At 69.0% G+C, this 18812-nt stretch carries 14 protein-coding genes; 5 read left to right on the forward strand and 9 right to left on the reverse strand.

All coding sequences use genetic code 11. From position 1 onward, the window contains the following. Nucleotides 1–58: 58 nt before the first annotated feature. Genes WS96_RS20285 through hemC form a run of 3 tightly spaced genes read right to left on the reverse strand, consistent with a single transcriptional unit; the run spans nucleotide 59 to nucleotide 4223 of the window. Nucleotides 59–1246 carry a heme biosynthesis protein HemY gene (locus tag WS96_RS20285; RefSeq protein ID WP_059834892.1) on the reverse strand — a complete coding sequence of 396 codons (1188 nt, stop codon included), beginning with the start codon at nucleotides 1244–1246 and terminating at the stop codon, nucleotides 59–61. Between the two features lie 2 nt (nucleotides 1247–1248). Next, nucleotides 1249–3219, reverse strand: coding sequence for a fused uroporphyrinogen-III synthase HemD/membrane protein HemX (gene hemDX / locus WS96_RS20290; protein ID WP_059834894.1), 1971 nt, complete (start codon nucleotides 3217–3219; stop codon nucleotides 1249–1251). Then, nucleotides 3219–4223, reverse strand: coding sequence for a hydroxymethylbilane synthase (gene hemC / locus WS96_RS20295; RefSeq protein WP_059834896.1), 1005 nt, complete (start codon nucleotides 4221–4223; stop codon nucleotides 3219–3221). The genes hemDX and hemC overlap by 1 nt, the downstream gene beginning before the upstream one ends. Nucleotides 4224–4430: 207 nt before the next feature. Here hemC and ppc point away from each other — a divergent pair, with 207 nt between their 5' ends. Further along, nucleotides 4431–7460 (forward strand): phosphoenolpyruvate carboxylase, encoded by a 3030-nt coding sequence (gene ppc / locus WS96_RS20300; RefSeq protein ID WP_059834898.1) that lies wholly within the window; start codon nucleotides 4431–4433, stop codon nucleotides 7458–7460. A gap of 118 nt (nucleotides 7461–7578) precedes the next feature. Here ppc and WS96_RS20305 read toward each other — a convergent pair whose 3' ends face one another. After that, nucleotides 7579–8331 carry a class I SAM-dependent methyltransferase gene (locus WS96_RS20305; RefSeq protein ID WP_059834900.1) on the reverse strand — a complete coding sequence of 251 codons (753 nt, stop codon included), beginning with the start codon at nucleotides 8329–8331 and terminating at the stop codon, nucleotides 7579–7581. A gap of 232 nt (nucleotides 8332–8563) precedes the next feature. Here WS96_RS20305 and WS96_RS20310 point away from each other — a divergent pair, with 232 nt between their 5' ends. From WS96_RS20310 to WS96_RS20320, 3 genes are all read left to right on the forward strand, one after another. Further along, nucleotides 8564–9373 carry a helix-turn-helix transcriptional regulator gene (locus WS96_RS20310; protein WP_059834902.1) on the forward strand — a complete coding sequence of 270 codons (810 nt, stop codon included), beginning with the start codon at nucleotides 8564–8566 and terminating at the stop codon, nucleotides 9371–9373. Between the two features lie 105 nt (nucleotides 9374–9478). Further along, the gene (gene argH / locus WS96_RS20315; RefSeq protein ID WP_059834904.1) at nucleotides 9479–10888 is read left to right on the forward strand and encodes an argininosuccinate lyase; all 1410 of its coding nucleotides are present in this window, start codon (nucleotides 9479–9481) and stop codon (nucleotides 10886–10888) included. Between the two features lie 95 nt (nucleotides 10889–10983). Then, on the forward strand, nucleotides 10984–11667 hold the full coding sequence (locus WS96_RS20320) for an HAD family hydrolase (RefSeq protein ID WP_059834905.1): 684 nt from the start codon (nucleotides 10984–10986) through the stop codon (nucleotides 11665–11667). A gap of 87 nt (nucleotides 11668–11754) precedes the next feature. Here WS96_RS20320 and WS96_RS20325 read toward each other — a convergent pair whose 3' ends face one another. The 5 genes from WS96_RS20325 to apbC form a co-directional block, all read right to left on the reverse strand. Further along, nucleotides 11755–12567 (reverse strand): lysozyme inhibitor LprI family protein, encoded by an 813-nt coding sequence (locus WS96_RS20325; protein WP_059834907.1) that lies wholly within the window; start codon nucleotides 12565–12567, stop codon nucleotides 11755–11757. After that, on the reverse strand, nucleotides 12567–14846 hold the full coding sequence (locus tag WS96_RS20330) for an arginine/lysine/ornithine decarboxylase (RefSeq protein ID WP_059782305.1): 2280 nt from the start codon (nucleotides 14844–14846) through the stop codon (nucleotides 12567–12569). Before WS96_RS20330 ends, WS96_RS20325 begins: the two co-directional genes overlap by 1 nt. A gap of 81 nt (nucleotides 14847–14927) precedes the next feature. After that, nucleotides 14928–15497: a dCTP deaminase gene (gene dcd / locus WS96_RS20335; protein ID WP_006398615.1), complete on the reverse strand. Its 570-nt coding sequence runs from the start codon at nucleotides 15495–15497 to the stop codon at nucleotides 14928–14930. 195 nt (nucleotides 15498–15692) lie between these two features. After that, entirely contained in the window at nucleotides 15693–16229 is a 537-nt protein-coding gene (gene sodC, locus WS96_RS20340; RefSeq protein WP_034208121.1) for a superoxide dismutase [Cu-Zn], read from the reverse strand. Between the two features lie 133 nt (nucleotides 16230–16362). Then, the gene (gene apbC / locus WS96_RS20345; RefSeq protein ID WP_059824954.1) at nucleotides 16363–17454 is read right to left on the reverse strand and encodes an iron-sulfur cluster carrier protein ApbC; all 1092 of its coding nucleotides are present in this window, start codon (nucleotides 17452–17454) and stop codon (nucleotides 16363–16365) included. A 352-nt stretch (nucleotides 17455–17806) separates the two neighbouring features. Here apbC and WS96_RS20350 point away from each other — a divergent pair, with 352 nt between their 5' ends. Continuing rightward, nucleotides 17807–18454, forward strand: coding sequence for an OmpA family protein (locus WS96_RS20350; RefSeq protein WP_006485420.1), 648 nt, complete (start codon nucleotides 17807–17809; stop codon nucleotides 18452–18454). Nucleotides 18455–18812 lie beyond the last annotated feature (358 nt).

Genomic DNA, 18812 nt, shown 5'->3' on the forward strand with positions numbered 1-18812 from the left:
AAAAGCCCCGAAGGCCGTTCGGCGTTCGGGGCTTTTACGCTCGCGGCGCAGCGCCGCGTCAGACCACGCTGATCGCGAGCGCGCTTTCGCGGTAGTGCTTCGCGGCCTTGTCGGTTTCGCCGAGATGCTCGAACAGACGGGCGAGCGCACGATGCGCCCGCACTTTCAGCGCCTCGTTGTCGGCCAGCTTCAGCGCCGCTTCGAGGAACGACTGCGCCTTGCCCCACAACTGCTGCTGCTGGCAGAGGCGGCCGAGTGCGAACAGCAGGTCGGCATCTTCCGGATGATCCTTCTTCCAGCCTTCGGCCTTCTGGATCAGCGGCAGCGCATCGGCGCCGGCCGTGTCCGGATAACGGCGCAGCAGGCGCGCATCCCAGTTGTGCGCGAGCGCGTCCTCGACGATCCGGCGCGCTTCGTTGCGGCGCTCGAGCGGCACGAGCAACTCGGCCGCGAGATCGGCCAGACGCGGCGACTGGCGCTCGACCGGCGACAGCGACTGCCACACTTCGAGCAACGCGTCCGGGTCGTGCCGGCGTTCGCGCAGCAGGTTTTCCGCCGCCTGCTGGCGCAGCCGCACGGCCGCGGCCGGATGCAGCGCCTCGCGCTTTTCGAGCGCCTTCGCGAGCTTCAGCACCTCGGCCCAGTTCTTCAGTTGCTGCTGCGCACGCAACGCGACCTGCTGCGCGTGGATGCGCTTGCCGCCGGCCTGCATGTCGGCCAGCGCGGCGAGCGCACCGTCGGCATCGCGGGCGTCCGCGCGCATGTCGGCGGCGGCGAGCAGCCGTGCATCCTGCCAGTCGGGCGCGTCGATCTTCGACAGCCAGTCGTCGCGGCGCGTGTACTCGTGCATCCGATGCGCGGCGGTGGCCGCGACGAGACTCGCGGCGCCCAGGTTCGCGTCGACCGACAGCGCTTCGCGCGCGGCCTTCTCCGCGCGCGAGAAGCGGCCCGCGTACAGGTTCGCGATCGCATCGCGCAGCGACGCCTGCGCCTTCTCGTTGCGCGAGCGCGCGCGATAGGCGGCGACCCGCTGCGGCATGCGCCAGATGTTGCGCACGATGCGCAGCAGCGCATACACGACGATGAACAGCACGACGATGGCGATCACGAACAAGTTCAGCGACACGTCGACCCGGTACGGCGGATAGACGAGCAGCACCTGCCCCGCGTCGAAACGGCCGACGGTGGCGAGCGCGGCGGCGAGCGCGAACAGGACCGCGAGCCAGACGATTCCTCGAAGCGTCATCGTTACCCCCGGCTCTTGAACTGCTGAACGGCGTTCAGGCTCGTGTTCAGGTTCGGCACCGCGACGCTCAGCGACGCGCCGTCGACCTGCTTGAGCAGATCCTCGACGGTCTGCGTGTCCTTCGACGCCTGATCGAAATACTTGCCGAGCGACGCCTGGGCGGCGTGCAGGTCGGCCTTCATCGCGCTGTCGTTGCGCGCCAGCAGCGACAGCCGCGCTGTGAGCAGACGCAGCTTCACGTTCTCGCGCACGAAGTAGCCCTGGTCGGGCGACGCGAGCATCGCATCCGCGTGGTCGATCCGGCGCACCTGTACGAGGCCCTTCAGTTGCTGACCGAGACCGGCCGAGAAGTCGTGCCACCACACCTTCCAGCGCGGCTCGCCGGCGGCGACCGACGAAGCGGCGTCGGCCGGCGCGGCCTTCGGCGCCGCGTGCGGCACGATCGCCTCGCCCGACAGCGGCAGCGCGTCGATCTTGCCGATCGCGTCGTCGAGCTTGATCGCGAGGCCGGTGAGATCGGCTGTCGGCGCGGCCTTCAGCTTCTCGATGTCCTGCGCGAGCGCCTTGCGCACCGTGACGGCCTGTGCGCTCTGCGACGTCGCGAGACGCGCGTCGGCGTTCTGCAGCGCGATCAGCGCGAGCTGCGTGTTGCCGGTCAGCTGAAGCTGCTGGCTCGCGCTCGACAGCATCTGGTCGACTTCCTCGAGCATCCACGCATCGCGGTTGCGCGACAGGTCCTGGTATTGCTGCTGCAGCGCCTGCTGCGCGCTCTGCGCATCGGCAAGCTTGCCGTCGAGCTGCGCGAGCTGCGTGTCGACCTGGTGCGTGCCGGCGAGCGCCTGCTCGGTCTTCATCCGCGTTTCGGCCGCTTGCGCGTCGAGCGCCTTCTGGCGCGCGACGAACGTACCGTCGAGCCGATCGATCTTGCGGTTCAGCGCGTAGCCGCCGACACCCGCCGCGCAGCCGAGCACGACGACGACGAACCACAGCACCGCGCTGCCGCCGCGGCGCGCACGCGGCTCGGGCGCGAGATAAGGAGGATTGGGCGGCGGTGCGGATGCAGCGGCCGGCTGGGAAGCGACGCTTTTGGAATCGTTGGTATCTGTCATGCGTTTAGTCACCGGTGCGGCTGTCGCCGGTTGGACGGCCTCGTCGGCCATCGTTCGAAACGCGCGGACGATGCGCTCATCGCCCGCGCCGGTCAGCGTAATCCTATCAAAACCCAATGCGCGCGCGGTCTGCTCGATCCGCGGGTGCGGCGTCACGAGCGGCGCATGCTTCAGCGCGTCGATCTCGGCGTCGTTCAGGTGGGCGCGCGCGAGCTCGTGCAGGTTGCGCACGCCTTCCGAGCTCGTGACGAGCCACGCGTGCGGCCGGCCGTCGAGCAGCGCATGCACGCGCTCCCACGCGCCGACGCGCGGCTCGGGCACGACGCGCCGGTACGCGGCGACGAGCGTGACGTCCGCACCGGCCTCGCGCAGGCGGTCGGCGAGCCACTCGCGCCCGCCGTCGCCGCGCACGATCAGCACGTGCTTGCCCGCCAGCGCCTGCGCGCCGCCGAACGCGGCCTCGATGCTCGCGAACAGGCTTTCCGAATCGTAATGGGGTACGCCGCCGTCGGGCGGCGCCTGCGGCGCGATCACGCGATGCGCGGGCGCCGCGATGCCGTGACGTTCGAGCGCCGCGACGCTGCCGGGCCCGACCACGCCGACCGGCAGCGCGTTCGGCCAGATCGCGCCGTACCGCGCGAGCGCGCGGTCGATCGCGTTCGGCGACACGAAAATCACCAGCGCGTAGTCGGCCAGCGCCGCGAACGCGGCGTCGAGCGGCGCCGGATCGTCGACCGACGCGATGTCGATCAGCGGGAATTCGAGCACGTCGCAACCGGCATCGGCCAGTTGCGATGCAAGCGCGTCGGACTGGCCGTCCGGACGCGTCAGGACAGCGGTGAACGCGCGCGCGCCGCCCGCCATCAGGCGTCGCCCTTGCCCGCGGCCTGCGCGCTCGCGAGCAGCGCCTGGACGATGTCGAGCGCGCCTTGCGCCTCGAGCTCGTCGGACACCGCGCGGCCGAGCGCGAGCGCATCGGCGACGGTCACGACGGCCCCGCACTCCTCGGCCGTCAGCACGCGCTTGCCGTCGGTGGTCGACACGCGGCCCGTCAGGTACAGCTCGCCCGCACGCCACACCGCGTGCGCGGCGAGCGGCACCTCGCAACTGCCGCCGAGCGCGCGCGACACCATCCGCTCGGCCTCGACCGCGAGCGCGGTCTGCGGGTCGTGCAGCGGCGCGAGCCACGCGGCGACGTCGTCGCGGTGCGCGGCGATCTCGATGCCGAGCGCGCCCTGGCCAGCCGCCGGCGGGCTGGCCTCGACGTCGAGCAGCGTGCGGATCCGCGCTTCGAGGCCGAGGCGTTTCAGGCCGGCCGCCGCCAGGATGATCGCCGCGTAGTCGCCGCGGTCGAGTTTCGCGAGACGCGTGTCGAGGTTGCCGCGCAGCGGCAGGACCTCGAGATGCGGATAACGCGAACGCAGCATCGCTTCGCGACGCAGGCTCGACGTGCCAACGACCGCGCCGGCCGGCAGCGCGTCGAGCGACGCGTAGTCGTTCGACACGAATGCGTCGCGCGGGTCTTCGCGTTCCATGATCGCGGCGAGCGAGAAGCCGTCGGGCAGCGCCATCGGCACGTCCTTCAGCGAGTGCACCGCGAGATCGGCGCGGCCGTCGGCCAGCGCGCTCTCCAGTTCCTTCACGAACAGGCCCTTGCCGCCGACCTTCGACAGCGTGCGATCGAGAATCTGATCGCCGCGCGTCGTCATCCCGAGGATTTTCACGTCACAAGCTGGATATAATTTGCGCAGCGCATCACGCACATGTTCGGCTTGCCACATCGCCAGGCGGCTCTCGCGCGAAGCGATCGTCAACGTCGCGGGCAGCCGTGCCTGGTGCGGCCCGGCCGCGGGGGTCTCGGAATTCATTGCTGGAACATCGAAGGACGGGATTGAAGACCGAACAATGGTAGCACGCACGCCCCGGCCGCCCGAGCCCGGAGCCTGCGCCCGGCCTGCCTCCGTGCGGGTCGCGGCGCCGTGGTGCGGATGTGCCGCACGTAGCTGGTTGCTTGACCGCAGTTCCCGCAGTTTCCGCAGTTCCTTTTGACTCGAGCTTTCCCAAGGAAACCCATCGTGAAGTCTTCCGGATCGGCGCGTACGGCGCGCCGCAATGCTGCCTTGCCCTCCTCCGACGCCCCGACGGGCACGCTCGCCACCGCCGCGAACGGCCGTGCGAAAACGGCGACGAAACCCACGGCAACGAAACCGAAAGACCCGATACGTCAGACAAAAACGGCGACGAAAGCCGCCGGCGCAGTCGCCCGCCAGGCCGTCGCGACGAAGGCCGGCACCCGCGCGCGCGACGACAAGGACCGTCCGCTGTTCGAAGACATCCGCTTCCTCGGCCGCCTGCTCGGCGACGTCGTGCGCGAACAGGAAGGCGATACCGTGTTCGACGTGGTCGAGACGATCCGCCAGACCGCGGTCAAGTTCCGCCGCGAGGACGACAGCGAAGCCGCGCAGACGCTCGAGAAGAAGCTGCGCAAGCTGACGCCGGAGCAGACGGTGAGCGTCGTGCGCGCGTTCAGCTATTTCTCGCACCTCGCGAACATCGCGGAAGACCGCCATCACAACCGCCGCCGCCGCATCCACGCGCTGGCCGGCTCCGCGCCGCAGCCCGGCACGGTCGCGTACGCGCTCGATCAATTGAAAACCACCGGCAACGCGTCGAAGCGCCTGCTGCAACGCTTCTTCGACGATGCGCTGATCGTGCCGGTGCTGACCGCGCACCCGACCGAAGTGCAGCGCAAGAGCATCCTCGACGCGCAGCACGACATCGCGCGCCTGCTCGCCGAGCGCGACCAGGAACTGACCGCGCGCGAGCGCCAGTACAACGAAGCGATGCTGCGCGCGCGCGTGACCGCGCTGTGGCAGACGCGCATGCTGCGCGACTCGCGCCTGACGGTCGGCGACGAAATCGAGAACGCACTGTCGTACTACCGCGCGACCTTCCTCGACGAGCTGCCCGCGCTGTACGGCGACATCGAGGCCGCGCTCGCCGAGCACGGCCTGTCGGCCCGCGTGCCCGCGTTCTTCCAGATGGGCAGCTGGATCGGCGGCGATCGCGACGGCAACCCGAACGTGACCGCGTCGACGCTCGACGAGGCGATCAACCGCCAGGCCGCGGTGATCCTCGAGCACTATCTGGAACAGGTGCACAAGCTCGGCGCCGAACTGTCGGTGTCGAACCTGCTGGTCGGCGCGAACGACGCGGTGAAGGCGCTCGCCGCAGCGTCGCCGGATCAATCGCCGCACCGTGTCGACGAACCGTATCGCCGCGCGCTGATCGGCATCTACACGCGGCTCGCCGCGAGCGCGCGCGTGCGCGTCGGCGAAGGCACGGTACCCGTGCGCAGCGCGGGCCGCGGCGCGCCGCCGGTGCGCGCGATCCCGTACGAGGATTCCGAAGCGTTCGTCGCCGATCTGAAGGTGCTGACCGCGTCGCTCGACGAACACCACGGCACGTCGCTCGCCGCGCCGCGCCTCGCGCCGCTCGTGCGCGCGGCCGAAGTGTTCGGCTTCCATCTGGCGAGCATCGACCTGCGCCAGAGTTCCGACATCCACGAAGCGGTAGTCGCCGAGCTGTTCGCGCGCGCGGGCGTCGAGGCCGACTATGCGGCGCTCGCCGAGGAAGACAAGCTGCGCGTGCTGCTCGCCGCGCTCGCCGATCCGCGCCCGCTGCGCTCGCCGTACCTCGAATACTCGGCGCTCGCGCAGAGCGAGCTCGGCGTGTTCGAGAAGGCGCGCGAGGTCCGCGCGCAATTCGGCGCGCGCGCGGTGCGCAACTACATCATTTCGCACACGGAAACGGTCAGCGACCTCGTCGAGGTATTGCTGCTGCAGAAGGAGACGGGCCTGCTCGAAGGCACGCTCGGCGTGCCGGGCGGCGACGCGCGCAACAGCCTGATGGTGATCCCGCTGTTCGAGACGATCCCCGACCTGCGCGACGCGTCGCGCATCATGCGCGAATACTTCGCGCTGCCGGGCATCGACGCATTGATCGCGCACCAGGGCGCGGAGCAGGAAGTGATGCTCGGCTACTCCGACAGCAACAAGGACGGCGGCTTCCTCACGTCGAACTGGGAGCTGTATCGCGCGGAACTCGCGCTCGTCGACCTGTTCCGCGAGCGCAAGATCACGCTGCGGCTGTTCCACGGCCGCGGCGGCACGGTCGGCCGCGGGGGCGGCCCGACCTACCAGGCGATCCTGTCGCAGCCGCCGGGCACCGTGAACGGCCAGATCCGCCTGACCGAACAGGGCGAGGTGATCGCGAGCAAGTTCTCGAACCCGTCGATCGGCCGGCGCAACCTCGAGACGGTCGTCGCCGCGACGCTCGAGGCGTCGCTGCTGCCGCAGTCGAACGCACCGGCGCAGTTGCCCGCGTTCGAAGCCGCGATGCAGACGCTGTCCGACGCGGCGATGGCCGCGTATCGCGCGCTCGTCTACGAAACCCCGGGCTTCACCGACTACTTCTTCGCGTCGACGCCGATCACCGAGATCGCCGAGCTGAACATCGGCAGCCGTCCGGCGTCACGCAAGCTGCAGGATCCGAAGCAGCGCAAGATCGAGGATCTGCGCGCGATTCCGTGGGGCTTCTCGTGGGGTCAGTGCCGGCTGCTGCTGACCGGCTGGTACGGCTTCGGCAGCGCGGTGAGCGCGTATCTCGACGGCGCGTCCGACGACGCCGAACGCGCGAAACGCGTCGCGCTGCTCAAGAAGATGAACAAGACCTGGCCGTTCTTCTCGAACCTGCTGTCGAACATGGACATGGTGCTCGCGAAGACCGATCTCGCGGTCGCGTCGCGCTATGCGCAACTCGTGCCCGACCGCAAGCTGCGCAAGCACGTGTTCGAGCGGATCGTCGCGGAATGGGAGCGCACGTCGCAGGCGCTCGCGGAAATCACCGGGCACGAAGGCCGCCTCGCGACCAACCCGCTGCTCGCGCGCTCGATCAAGAACCGCTTCCCGTATCTCGATCCGCTGAACCACCTGCAGGTCGAACTGATCAAGCGTCACCGCGCGGGCGACACGAACGCGCGGCTGCGCCGCGGGATTCACCTGACGATCAACGGGATCGCGGCCGGCCTGCGCAACACCGGCTGATCCGCGCGCGGCGCGGGTGCATTCCGCGCCGCCCGGGACAACGAAAGCCGCGATACGCGCCGATGCGTATCGCGGCTTTTTTCATGCGACGAGAAACGGCGCGGCGCGCGCCGCACGCTCAGCGCGCATCGATCAGCAACGCATCGTGCTCGAACGAACCGTCGGGCTGCACCGCGTAATAGCCGCGCACCTCGTCCGGCGCATGCGCCCACAGCGCGCGAATGCCGGCGACGCTGTCGGCCGGCGTGCGGATGCGCGCGACCCACGTGTCGAAATCGATCGGCAACCGCCAGCGGCTGTGCACCTGCGCGTCGAAACCGGCTGCGCGAAACATCGCGAGCCATTCGTCCGCGCGGTAGTCGCGCACGTGCGACGCGTCGCGCAGCACTTCCGCGGCCTGCAGGTACGTATCGAGGAGCGGGTGGTCGTTGCCGGCGATGTCGATCATCAACACGCGGCCGCCCGGCTTCAGCACGCGGCGCACCTCGGCGAGCGCCGCGCGCATGTCGTGCCAGTGGTGCGCGCTCATCCGGCTCACGACCCAGTCGAACGTCGCGGCGTCGAACGGCAGCCGCTCGGCCGGGCCCTGCTGGGTGCGGATGTTCGCGAGCCCGCGCGCGCGCGCGGCCGCGTCGACGGTCGCGAGCATCGGCGCGGCGAGATCGTACGCGACCACGTCGCGCACGTGCGGCGCGACCGCGAAACTCGCGTGGCCGGCGCCGCAACCAAGATCGAGCACCGCCGCATCGGGCGTCGCACGCACCGCGTCGGCGAGCGTCTGCAGGTCGGCGCCCGTCGCATGAACCGCGCTCGTCAGATAGGCGGCCGCCGTCGTGCCGAATGCGTCGGCGACCTGGTCGTGGTGTTTCATCGTTCGCTCCTTTTCTTGATGCAGCCGGCCGAACCCGGCGCTCCCGCGCGCGATCCGGCCCCGTGCAACGTCTCGTGGGACGCACGCCGTGTCCTGCCGGCGCGCGAGCCGCTACAATAGGCCCGCACATGTACCAGTACAAGTTAAGCAGTTATTCTGGTATTCGATCCACCTGTCTGATCGTTGCTGCCGGATCGTTGCCGCGCCTTCGTCTCCATTTCGCCGTTTCCGCATGAACCAGCCGTCCTCCGCTCCCGTCCCGCCGCTCGACGCCACGCCCGCTCGCGCGCTCGGCGAATTCATCCGCGCCCATCGCGAGCGGCTGTCGCCGCAGGCGGTCGGCCTGCCGCCCGGCCCGCGCCGCCGCACGCCGGGGCTGCGGCGCGAGGAAGTCGCGCAGCTGTGCGGCGTCAGCCCGACCTGGTACACGTGGATCGAGCAGGGCCGGCCCGTATCGGCGTCGGCCGACGCGCTCGCCCGGATCGCCGTCGCGCTGCAACTGTCGAAGGCCGAGCGCGCGTACCTGTTCGAGCTGGCCGCGCAGCGCGACCCGGCCGAGCCCGACGTCGCGGGCGGCGACCTGCCGCCGACGCTCGCCGCGACCGTCGCGGCGATCGCGACGCCCGCCTACGTGCTCGACCGCCAATGGAACGCACTCGCGTGGAACGCGCCGGCCGCCGCGCTCTTTTCCGGCTGGCTCGACGGCGAGCACGACCGCAACCTGCTGCGCTTCACGTTCATGTCGCCGGCCGCCCGCGCGCTGATCGTCGACTGGGAAACCCGCGCGCGGCGGCTCGCGGCCGAATTCCGCGCCGATGCGATCCGCCACCTGACCGATGCGCCGACGCGCGCGCTGATCGACGCGCTGACGGCCGGCAGCGACGCGTTCGCGCAGTACTGGGCGTCGCAGGACGTGTTCGAGCGCGAAGGCGGGCTGCGCGAATTCGACCACCCGGCCGACGGCCGCCTCGTGTACCAGCAGATCACGCTGAAGCCCGCGCACCGCGAGGACCTGAAGCTCGTCGTGCTGGTGCGCGACTGAGCACCGGCCGCGCCCGCAAGGGCCGGTAGGCCGGCCCGCGAATGTTAGAATCGCGGGATTCCCTCGGCGGCGCACGGCCGCCCAACTCCCCTTCGAAGAATCGCCATGACGTCCCAACTGCACAAAAAGGGCGAGGCCTGGTCGGCCCGCTTCTCGGAACCGATGTCGGAGCTGGTCAAGCGCTACACGTCGTCGGTGTTTTTCGACAAGCGCCTCGCGCTCGTCGACATCGCCGGCTCGCTCGCGCACGCGAACATGCTCGCCGCGCAGCAGATCATCAGCGCCGACGACCTGGCCGCGATCGAACGCGGGATGGCGCAGATCAAGGGCGAGATCGAGCGCGGCGAATTCGAATGGCAGCTCGACCTCGAAGACGTCCACCTGAACATCGAGGCGCGCCTGACCGCACTGATCGGCGACGCCGGCAAGCGCCTGCACACGGGCCGCTCGCGCAACGACCAGGTCGCGACCGACATCCGCCTGTGGCTGCGCGGCGAGATCGACCGCATCGGCGGCCTGCTGAACGACCTGCGCGGCGCGCTGATCGACCTCGCGGAACAGAACGCCGACACGATCATGCCGGGCTTCACGCATCTGCAGGTCGCGCAGCCGGTCACGTTCGGCCATCACCTGCTCGCGTACGTCGAGATGTTCACGCGCGACGCCGAGCGCATGCGCGACTGCCGCACCCGCGTGAACCGCCTGCCGCTCGGCGCGGCCGCGCTCGCGGGCACGAGCTACCCGATCGATCGTCACGCGGTCGCGAAGACGCTCGGCTTCGACGGCATCTGCGCGAACTCGCTCGACGCGGTGTCGGATCGCGACTTCGCGATCGAATTCACCGCCGCGGCCGCGCTCGTGATGACGCACGTGTCGCGCTTCTCCGAAGAGCTCGTGCTGTGGATGAGCCCGCGCGTCGGCTTCATCGACATCGCCGACCGCTTCTGCACCGGCAGCTCGATCATGCCGCAGAAGAAGAACCCGGACGTGCCCGAGCTCGCGCGTGGCAAGACCGGCCGCGTGAACGGCCACCTGATGGCGCTGCTCACGCTGATGAAGGGCCAGCCGCTCGCGTACAACAAGGACAACCAGGAAGACAAGGAACCGCTGTTCGACACGGTCGACACCGTCGCCGACACGCTGCGGATCTTCGCCGAGATGGTCGCCGGCATCACCGTGAAGCCGGACGCGATGCGCGCGGCCGCGCTGCAGGGCTTCTCGACCGCCACCGACCTCGCCGACTACCTCGTGAAGCGCGGCCTGCCGTTCCGCGACGCGCACGAAGCCGTCGCGCACGCGGTCAAGATCTGCGACGACCGCGGCATCGACCTCGCCGACCTGACGCTCGACGAGATGAAGCGGGAACTGCCGAACGTCGCGCACCTGATCGGCGACGACGTGTTCGGCTACCTGACGCTCGAAGGGTCGGTCGCAAGCCGCAACCATCCGGGCGGCACCGCGCCCGACCAGGTGCGTGCGGCCGTCAACGCCGCCCGCGCCGCGCTGGGCAAGTAACGGCTGCAGTCCCCGACGGACGCCTTCGGCGTCCGTTTTTCATTCGGGCGGCCGACGCGCCGCCCGCCGCCTTCCCCGCTTCACGGATGCCCCCGATGACCTTTTCCGCCGCGCTCTTCGACATGGACGGCCTGCTCGTCGATTCCGAGCGGACCATCATGAACACGTGGATCGACGTGTCGAATGCGCACGGCGTCGTGCTGACCGAGCTCGATTATCTGCAGATCGTCGGCCGCTCGTTCGCCGAAGGCCAGGTGATCCTCGCGCGGCTGATCGGCGACGCCGACACGTTCGACGCGGTGCGCATCCGCGTGCGCGAGCAACTCGCCGCACCTGAGCCCCATCCGAAGTTTCCGCTGAAGTCGGGCGCGCGTGCGCTGCTCGACACGCTCGCGCAGGCCGGCATTCCGTGCGCGGTCGCGTCGTCGTCCGCGCGCGACGTGATCCGCGCGCGGCTCGACGCCGTCGGCGTGCTGCCGTTCTTCCGCGCGATCGCGGGCGGCGACGAAGTCGCGCGCGGCAAGCCCGACCCGGCCGTCTATCGGCTCGCGGCCGAGCGCCTCGGCGTGCCGGCCCACGCGTGCGTCGCGTTCGAGGACAGCGACTTCGGCGCGCTGTCGGCCGCCGGCGCGGGCGCCGCGGTCGTCACCGTGCCCGACCTGAAGGCGCCGACGCCCGACATCGTCGCGCTGAGCCTGCACGTGCTCGCATCGCTCGACGACGCGGTCTCGCTCGTGCCGACCTGGTTCGGCCGGCTGGACACGCAGCAGAGCGCGTAGGCGACGCACACGGGCCGCCAACGCAAACGGGCACCCTCGGGTGCCCGTTTGCGTTACCGTGCCGGATCATCGGCATCGCGGCGATGCCTACCGGTTGCCGGCCGTCTCCGACAGCCGCTTCATCGTCGCGATGCGCGCACCGATCAGGTCGACGCGGCCGTCCTCGCCGACGAGCGGCGCCGTCGCATCGCGGAACGCCACCCACGCGCGCTGCGCGCGCACGAGCGTCGCGGCCGAATGCGCGGGCATCTTGCGGCGCAGCTTCTGGTAATAGCGGTTCAGGTCGAACAGCGCGTGTTCGCACGCGGCGTCCTGCGCGCACGGCCGCACGCGGCGGATCGCCGGATCGCGCGGCGCGTTCGCCGGCTTGGCGGTGGCCGGTGCAGCCGCACTGCCCTGCGCACCGCTCGTCGCCGCGACCGGCACGGCGGCGGGCGGCGGTGCATAGCGATCGGCCGCCCCGCGCAGCGCCAGCGCGCGATCGCGCACCGGCTGCAGTTGCAGGTCGGCGCTCGACATCGCATACGCGGTGCCGCGCGTCGTGTCGTACACGGCCTTCAGCAGTTGCACTTCGTCCTTGCGCCACGTGAGCCAGCGGCGCTGGCTCTCCTGCCAGCCGCGCTTCGCGTCGGCCGGCGCATCCTTCGACAGGCGCTGATACGCGCCGTCCATCACTGCCTGCCACTGCTGCTGCGCTTCGCCCATGCACTGGATCTGGCCGGCCGGCGACGACCGGTCGCGCCGCGCAAGGCACTGCCGCATCGCGACGTCGATCGGGTCGGCCGCCGCGACTTCCGCGTGCACGACACCCGCGCCTGCGAGCCCCATCAATCCTGCCGCCCAGACGACGAGCGCGGCCAGCGCCGCGCGCATCGTCCGGAGTCGTTCGTGCGTCGCCATCAGTCGCGCACGCAGTCGACGAAGTACTCGACGCGGCCGTTCACCTCTTCCGCGACGAGGCCGTGGATGTCGGTGTGGAAGCCCGGGAAACGCTCGTTGAAGTCGCGCGCGAACCGCAGGTAGTTCACGATCGTCTTGTTGAAGCGCTCGCCCGGGATCAGCAGCGGAATGCCCGGCGGGTACGGCGTGAGCAGGATGCTCGTCACGCGGCCTTCGAGCTCGTCGAGCGGCACGCGGTCGATCTTGCGGTGCGCGAGCTTCGCGAACGCGTCCGACGGCTTCATCGCCGGCTCCATGTCCGACAGGTACATCTCCGTCGTCAGGCGGGCGATGTCGTTCGCGCGGTACACGTCGTGGATCTGCGTGCACAGGTCGCGCAGGCCGACGCGCTCGTAGCGCGGATGCTGCGCGACGAATTCCGGCAGCACGCGCCACAGCGGCTGGTTGTTGTCGTAGTCGTCCTTGAACTGCTGCAGCTCGGTCACCATCGAGTTCCAGCGGCCCTTCGTGATGCCGATCGTGAACATGATGAAGAACGAGTACAGGCCCGTCTTCTCGACGATGATCCCGTGCTCGGCCAGGTACTTCGTGACGATCGCGGCCGGAATGCCGGTCTCGCCGAACTCGCCGTCGACGTCGAGCCCCGGCGTGATGATCGTCGCCTTGATCGGGTCGAGCATGTTGAAGCCTTCGGCGAGCGGGCCGAAGCCGTGCCAGTGGTCGTTCGGCTTCAGCATCCAGTCTTCGCGCGAACCGATGCCTTCCTCGGACAGGTTGTCCGGCCCCCACACGCTGAAGAACCAGTCGTCGCCGTATTCGGCGTCGACCTTGCGCATCGCGCGGCGGAAGTCGATCGCCTCGGCGATCGATTCCTCGACGAGCGCGGTGCCGCCCGGCGGCTCCATCATCGCGGCCGCGACGTCGCACGACGCGATGATCGCGTACTGCGGGCTCGTCGACGTGTGCATCAGGTACGCCTCGTTGAAGCGATGCTTGTCGAACGTGCGGTTCTCCGAATCCTGCACGACGATCTGCGAGGCCTGCGAGATGCCGGCGAGCAGCTTGTGCGTCGAGTGCGTCGCGAACACGAGCGCGCCCGTGCGCGGACGGCCGTCGCCGATCGCGTGCATGTCGCGGTAGAAATCGTGGAACGTCGCGTGCGGCAGCCATGCTTCGTCGAAGTGCAGCGTGTCGAGCAGGTCGCCGAGCAGGTCCTTGATCATCTCGACGTTGTAGACGACGCCGTCGTACGTGCTCTGCGTGATCGTCAGGATCCGCGGCTTCATGTCCGGGTTCTGGCGCATCGCCTCGCGCGCGAACGGGTTCGCCTCGATCTTCTTGCGGATGTTCTCCGGCTTGAATTCGTCGCGCGGGATCGGCCCGATGATGCCGAAATGGTTGCGCGTCGGCGTGAGGAACACCGGGATCGCGCCCGTCATCGTGATCGCGTGCAGGATCGACTTGTGGCAGTTGCGGTCGACCAGCACGATGTCGCCGGGCGCGACCGTCGCGTGCCAGACGATCTTGTTCGACGTCGACGTGCCGTTGGTCACGAAGAACAGGTGGTCGGCGCTGAAGATGCGCGCCGCATTGCGCTCGGACGCCGCGACGGGGCCCGTGTGATCGAGCAGCTGGCCGAGTTCGTCGACCGCGTTGCAGACGTCCGCGCGCAGCATGTTCTCGCCGAAGAACTGATGGAACATCTGGCCGAGCGGATTCTTCAGGAACGCGACGCCGCCCGAGTGGCCGGGGCAGTGCCACGAGTACGAGCCTTCGTCCGCGTACTTGACGAGCTCCTTGAAGAACGGCGGCGCGAGCGAATCGAGATAGACCTTCGCTTCGCGGATGATGTGGCGCGCGACGAACTCCGGCGTGTCCTCGAACATGTGGATGAAGCCGTGCAGTTCGCGCAGGATGTCGTTCGGCAGATGCCGCGACGTGCGCGTCTCGCCGTACAGGAAGATCGGGATGTCCGCGTTGCGGCGGCGCACTTCGGCGACGAACGCGCGCAGCTCGATGATCGCGGTCGCGAGCTCGGGCAGCTCGCCGTCCGCGCCGGTTTCGCCGAGCATGAGTTCGTCGTCGTCGATCGACAGGATGAAGCACGACGCGCGGCTCGATTGCTGCGCGAACGACGTCAGATCGCCATAGCTCGTGAGGCCGAGGACTTCGACGCCCTCCTTCTCGATCGCTTCGGCCAACGCCCGGATGCCGGAGCCCGAGATGTTCTCGGAGCGGAAATCTTCGTCGATGATGACGACGGGAAAACGAAACTTCATGGGCGATTCTCCAAAAAGAACGACCGCGGCGCGTCACGCGCAGCGGTCACCCGGAAACTGGTGAGACGTTATGCAACCAGATCAGGTTTTCGGCAGCGTGACACCGCGCTGACCCTGATACTTGCCGCCGCGATCGGCGTACGACACGTCGCACACCTCGTCGCTCTCGAAGAACAAGACCTGCGCGACGCCTTCGTTCGCGTAGATCTTCGCGGGCAGCGGCGTGGTATTCGAGAATTCCAGCGTGACGTAGCCTTCCCACTCGGGTTCGAACGGCGTCACGTTGACGATGATCCCGCAGCGCGCGTAGGTCGACTTGCCGAGGCAGACCGTCAGCACGGTGCGCGGGATGCGGAAATACTCGACGGTGCGGGCCAGCGCGAACGAATTCGGCGGGATGATGCACACGTCGCCCTTGAAATCGACAAACGAGCCCTCGTCGAAGTTCTTCGGATCGACGATCGTCGAGTTGATGTTCGTGAAGATCTTGAATTCGTCCGCGCAGCGGATATCGTAGCCGTAGCTCGACGTGCCGTAGCTGACGATCCGGCGGCCGTCCTCGGACGCGCGGACCTGATCGGGCACGAACGGCTCGATCATCTTGTGCTCTTCGGCCATGCGCCGAATCCATTTGTCGGACTTGATGCTCATGCCGGCCTCCGCAGGGACGTCCCGGAGGGGCTGACCGTCCCCTCGTGGGACAGCGAACGAAGTGAGCGTTGGGGTCGTTTCATATCGGGGCGCCAGGAAACGCTGCGTGACAGTCGGGAAGGGCCGCTCGCGCCAGGCGGCGGCCGGGAAAGGCGCACATTTTACGCGATCATCGGCTCACGCACGCGGCGGCCGTCAACGGATCACGCCGCAAGCCAGCGCGGGCCCCGCACCATGCTGCGGAAACGCCGGGTCGCTCGAATCGCGGTGCACCAGCGCCGCGCGGTTCATCGCCGAGCGCACACCGTCGAGGGCCAGATCGGGCGCGACGATGAAGCCGGCCGCGACGCCGTTCGCATCCGCATGGATGTTGCCGAGATCGCCGGCGACGCGCGCGCCCGCGCGCAGCCGGTCGGCGGCCGGCGCGAACACCTGGCCGGCGCTCGAGCCGTCGCCCGCGTTGCAGTCGCCGCGTTCGTGCACCTGCAGCGCGTGATCGCTGTTCGGCGGCAGGCCGACCAGGTTGTACGTGACCTGCACGCCGTCCGGGCGCTCGACGAACGTCACCGCGCCGCGCGCCTGCGAGCCGACCGTCGGCTGCAGTTGCGCGTCGGCCCGTTTTTCGTGCGACGAGGAAAAGGAGGTACAGCCGGCCAGCAGGCCCAGCGCGGCGGCGGCCAGCAGCGCGCGCCGCGCGCGGCCGGCGCGCACGCCGTGATGTCGTTGTTTCATTCGATCCTCATACCGGCTGGCGGCCGTCCGAGACGACGGCCGCGCCGGGTGGGTAAAGGGACCCGGGAAAAGTCGCCATGATACCGCGCCTCGCGGCGCCGTAAACAGCGTGAGGCCCCGCCCCGCAAGGGTTTTACGTATTTTGAACAACGATCGACGGGAACTTCGACGTCATGTCGCGCGATCGCTCGGCAATCGCCAGCGCGACGCCGCGCGCGATATCGCGGTAGCGCCGCGCCAGCGCGCCGTCCGGCTCGGCCGCAACCGTCGGCGTGCCGCCGTCGGCGCGCTCGCGAATCGCGATGTCGAGCGGCAGGCTGCCCAGCACGTTCACGCCGTAATCCTTCGCCATCCGCTCCGCGCCGCCCGCGCCGAAGATGTGCTCCTCGTGGCCGCAGTTCGAGCAGATGTGGATGCTCATGTTCTCGACGATGCCGAGGATCGGGATGCCGACCTTCTCGAACATCTTCAGCCCCTTCTTCGCGTCGAGCAGCGCGATGTCCTGCGGCGTCGTGACGATCACCGCGCCGGTGACGGGCACGCGCTGCGCGAGCGTGAGCTGGATGTCGCCCGTACCGGGCGGCATGTCGACGATCAGATAGTCGAGCTCGCGCCAGTTGGTCTGGCGCAGCAGTTGCTCGAGCGCGGACGTCGCCATCGGGCCGCGCCACACCATCGGGTTGTCTTCCTCGATCAGGAAGCCGATCGAGTTCGCCTGCAGCCCGTGGCCGACGAGCGGGTTCATCGACTGGTTGTCCGGCGACTCGGGGCGCTGGCCATGGATGCCGAGCATCGTCGGCAGCGACGGGCCGTAGATGTCGGCGTCGAGGATGCCGACCGACGCGCCTTCCGCGGCGAGCGCGAGCGCGAGGTTCACGGCCGTCGTGCTCTTGCCGACGCCGCCCTTGCCCGACGCGACCGCGACGATGTTCTTCACATTCGGCAACAGCTTCACGCCGCGCTGCACCGTATGCGCGACGATCTCCTGCGACACGGCGACGCGCGCATCGCGCACGCCCGGCACGGCCTGCAGCGCCGCGGCGACGCGCGCGCGCACGTCGTCGTGCTGGCTGCGCGCCGGATACCCGAGCACCACGTCGAGCGCCACGACATCGCCGTCGATCGCGACGTTGCGCACGCCCTTGTTCGCCGCGTACGGCCGGCCGGTATTGGGGTCGACGACTGCCGCCAGTGCGGCGTCGACTTGTGCCCGGTCAATGCTCATCGAAACTCCGTGAAAACGTTTTTCTCGCACGCAAACGTCAAAAAATATCAAATTACGCTGCGAAAATCGGGAAAAGTGAAAGAATCTGTTGCACGCCATTGCGCGAACGCGCGACCCGGCGCACTCTTCGCGTGCGGCACGCTATAGGGCCAAATCGGCCACTTACCGCCTATATTGTAGAGGCTGACGCGTCGCGCTGTCCGAACAGCCACGCTGACGGACAGGGCATGCGACCGCCTCGGCGGCTGCCGCGAGCGCAGGCCGGCCTTCCTTTTTCGGCCGGCCCGCGCAGGGAGCCGTAGCTGTTGTTTGTCGTCGTTGTCGACTCGTTCAACCAAGAGAGGAATCCAACATGAACATGAAAATCGCGACTCGCCTGTCCGTCTTCGCACTCGCCGGCGCGCTGCTGGCAGGCTGCGCCACGCAGCAGGGCAACAATACGGCCGTCGGCACCGGCACGGGCGCGGCGCTGGGCGCTGGGATCGGCGCACTGGCCGGCGGCGGCAAGGGCGCGGCGATCGGCGCGGGCGTCGGCGCACTGGTCGGCGGCGTGACGGGTTACAACTGGCAAGCGATCAAGAACAAGCTCGCGCCGTCGGCCGCGCAGACGGGTACGCAGGTCACCGAACAGCCGGACGGCTCGCTGAAGCTGAACGTGCCGAGCTCGGTCACGTTCGCGACGAACCAGTACGCGATCACGCCGGCGTTCACGCCGCTGCTGAACGACCTGGCGACGACGCTGAACCAGAACCCGCAAGTGACGGCGTCGATCGTCGGCTACACGGACAGCACGGGCTCGGCGCAGCTGAACCAGACGCTGTCGCAGAACCGCGCGCAAAGCGTCGTGAACGCGCTCGTGCAGCGCGGCGTGAACGGCGGCCGTCTGTCGGCGCAAGGCATGGGCGCATCGAACCCGATCGCGGACAACGCGACCGAAGCCGGCCGCGCACAAAACCGCCGCGTCGAGATCTACCTGCGCGCGCCGCAACAGCATCAGTAAGCGCGACCACGAGAGGAAACGTGCGGGCGTCCTGCCCGCACAGCCCCGCCTCACAAGGCTTTCGGCGGGGCCGGTAACAAATCGAAAAATTTTTCGAACTTCTGTCGCAGGCCGTGGTCAGTATTTACGGTACGCGGCTGGTGTTGCCGGCGCGTCACCATTCTCCTCTTGTCGTTGTTGCTCCGGGGCCGTATCCGCCCCGGTTTTTTTTGCCCGCGAAATTCGTGCTGCAGTGCAGCATGACGCTGTCGGGCGCGCCGCATGCGCGGCCTCGTCCCTTCCTTCACCCGGTCCGCGGCGCGTGCCCGCCGCGCTGGCCCGCGCCCCTGCTAGAATCGCGGTTTCCCGTCGTTTTTCC

The sequence above is a fragment of the Burkholderia sp. MSMB1835 genome (assembly GCF_001526365.1).
GTDB lineage: Bacteria > Pseudomonadota > Gammaproteobacteria > Burkholderiales > Burkholderiaceae > Burkholderia.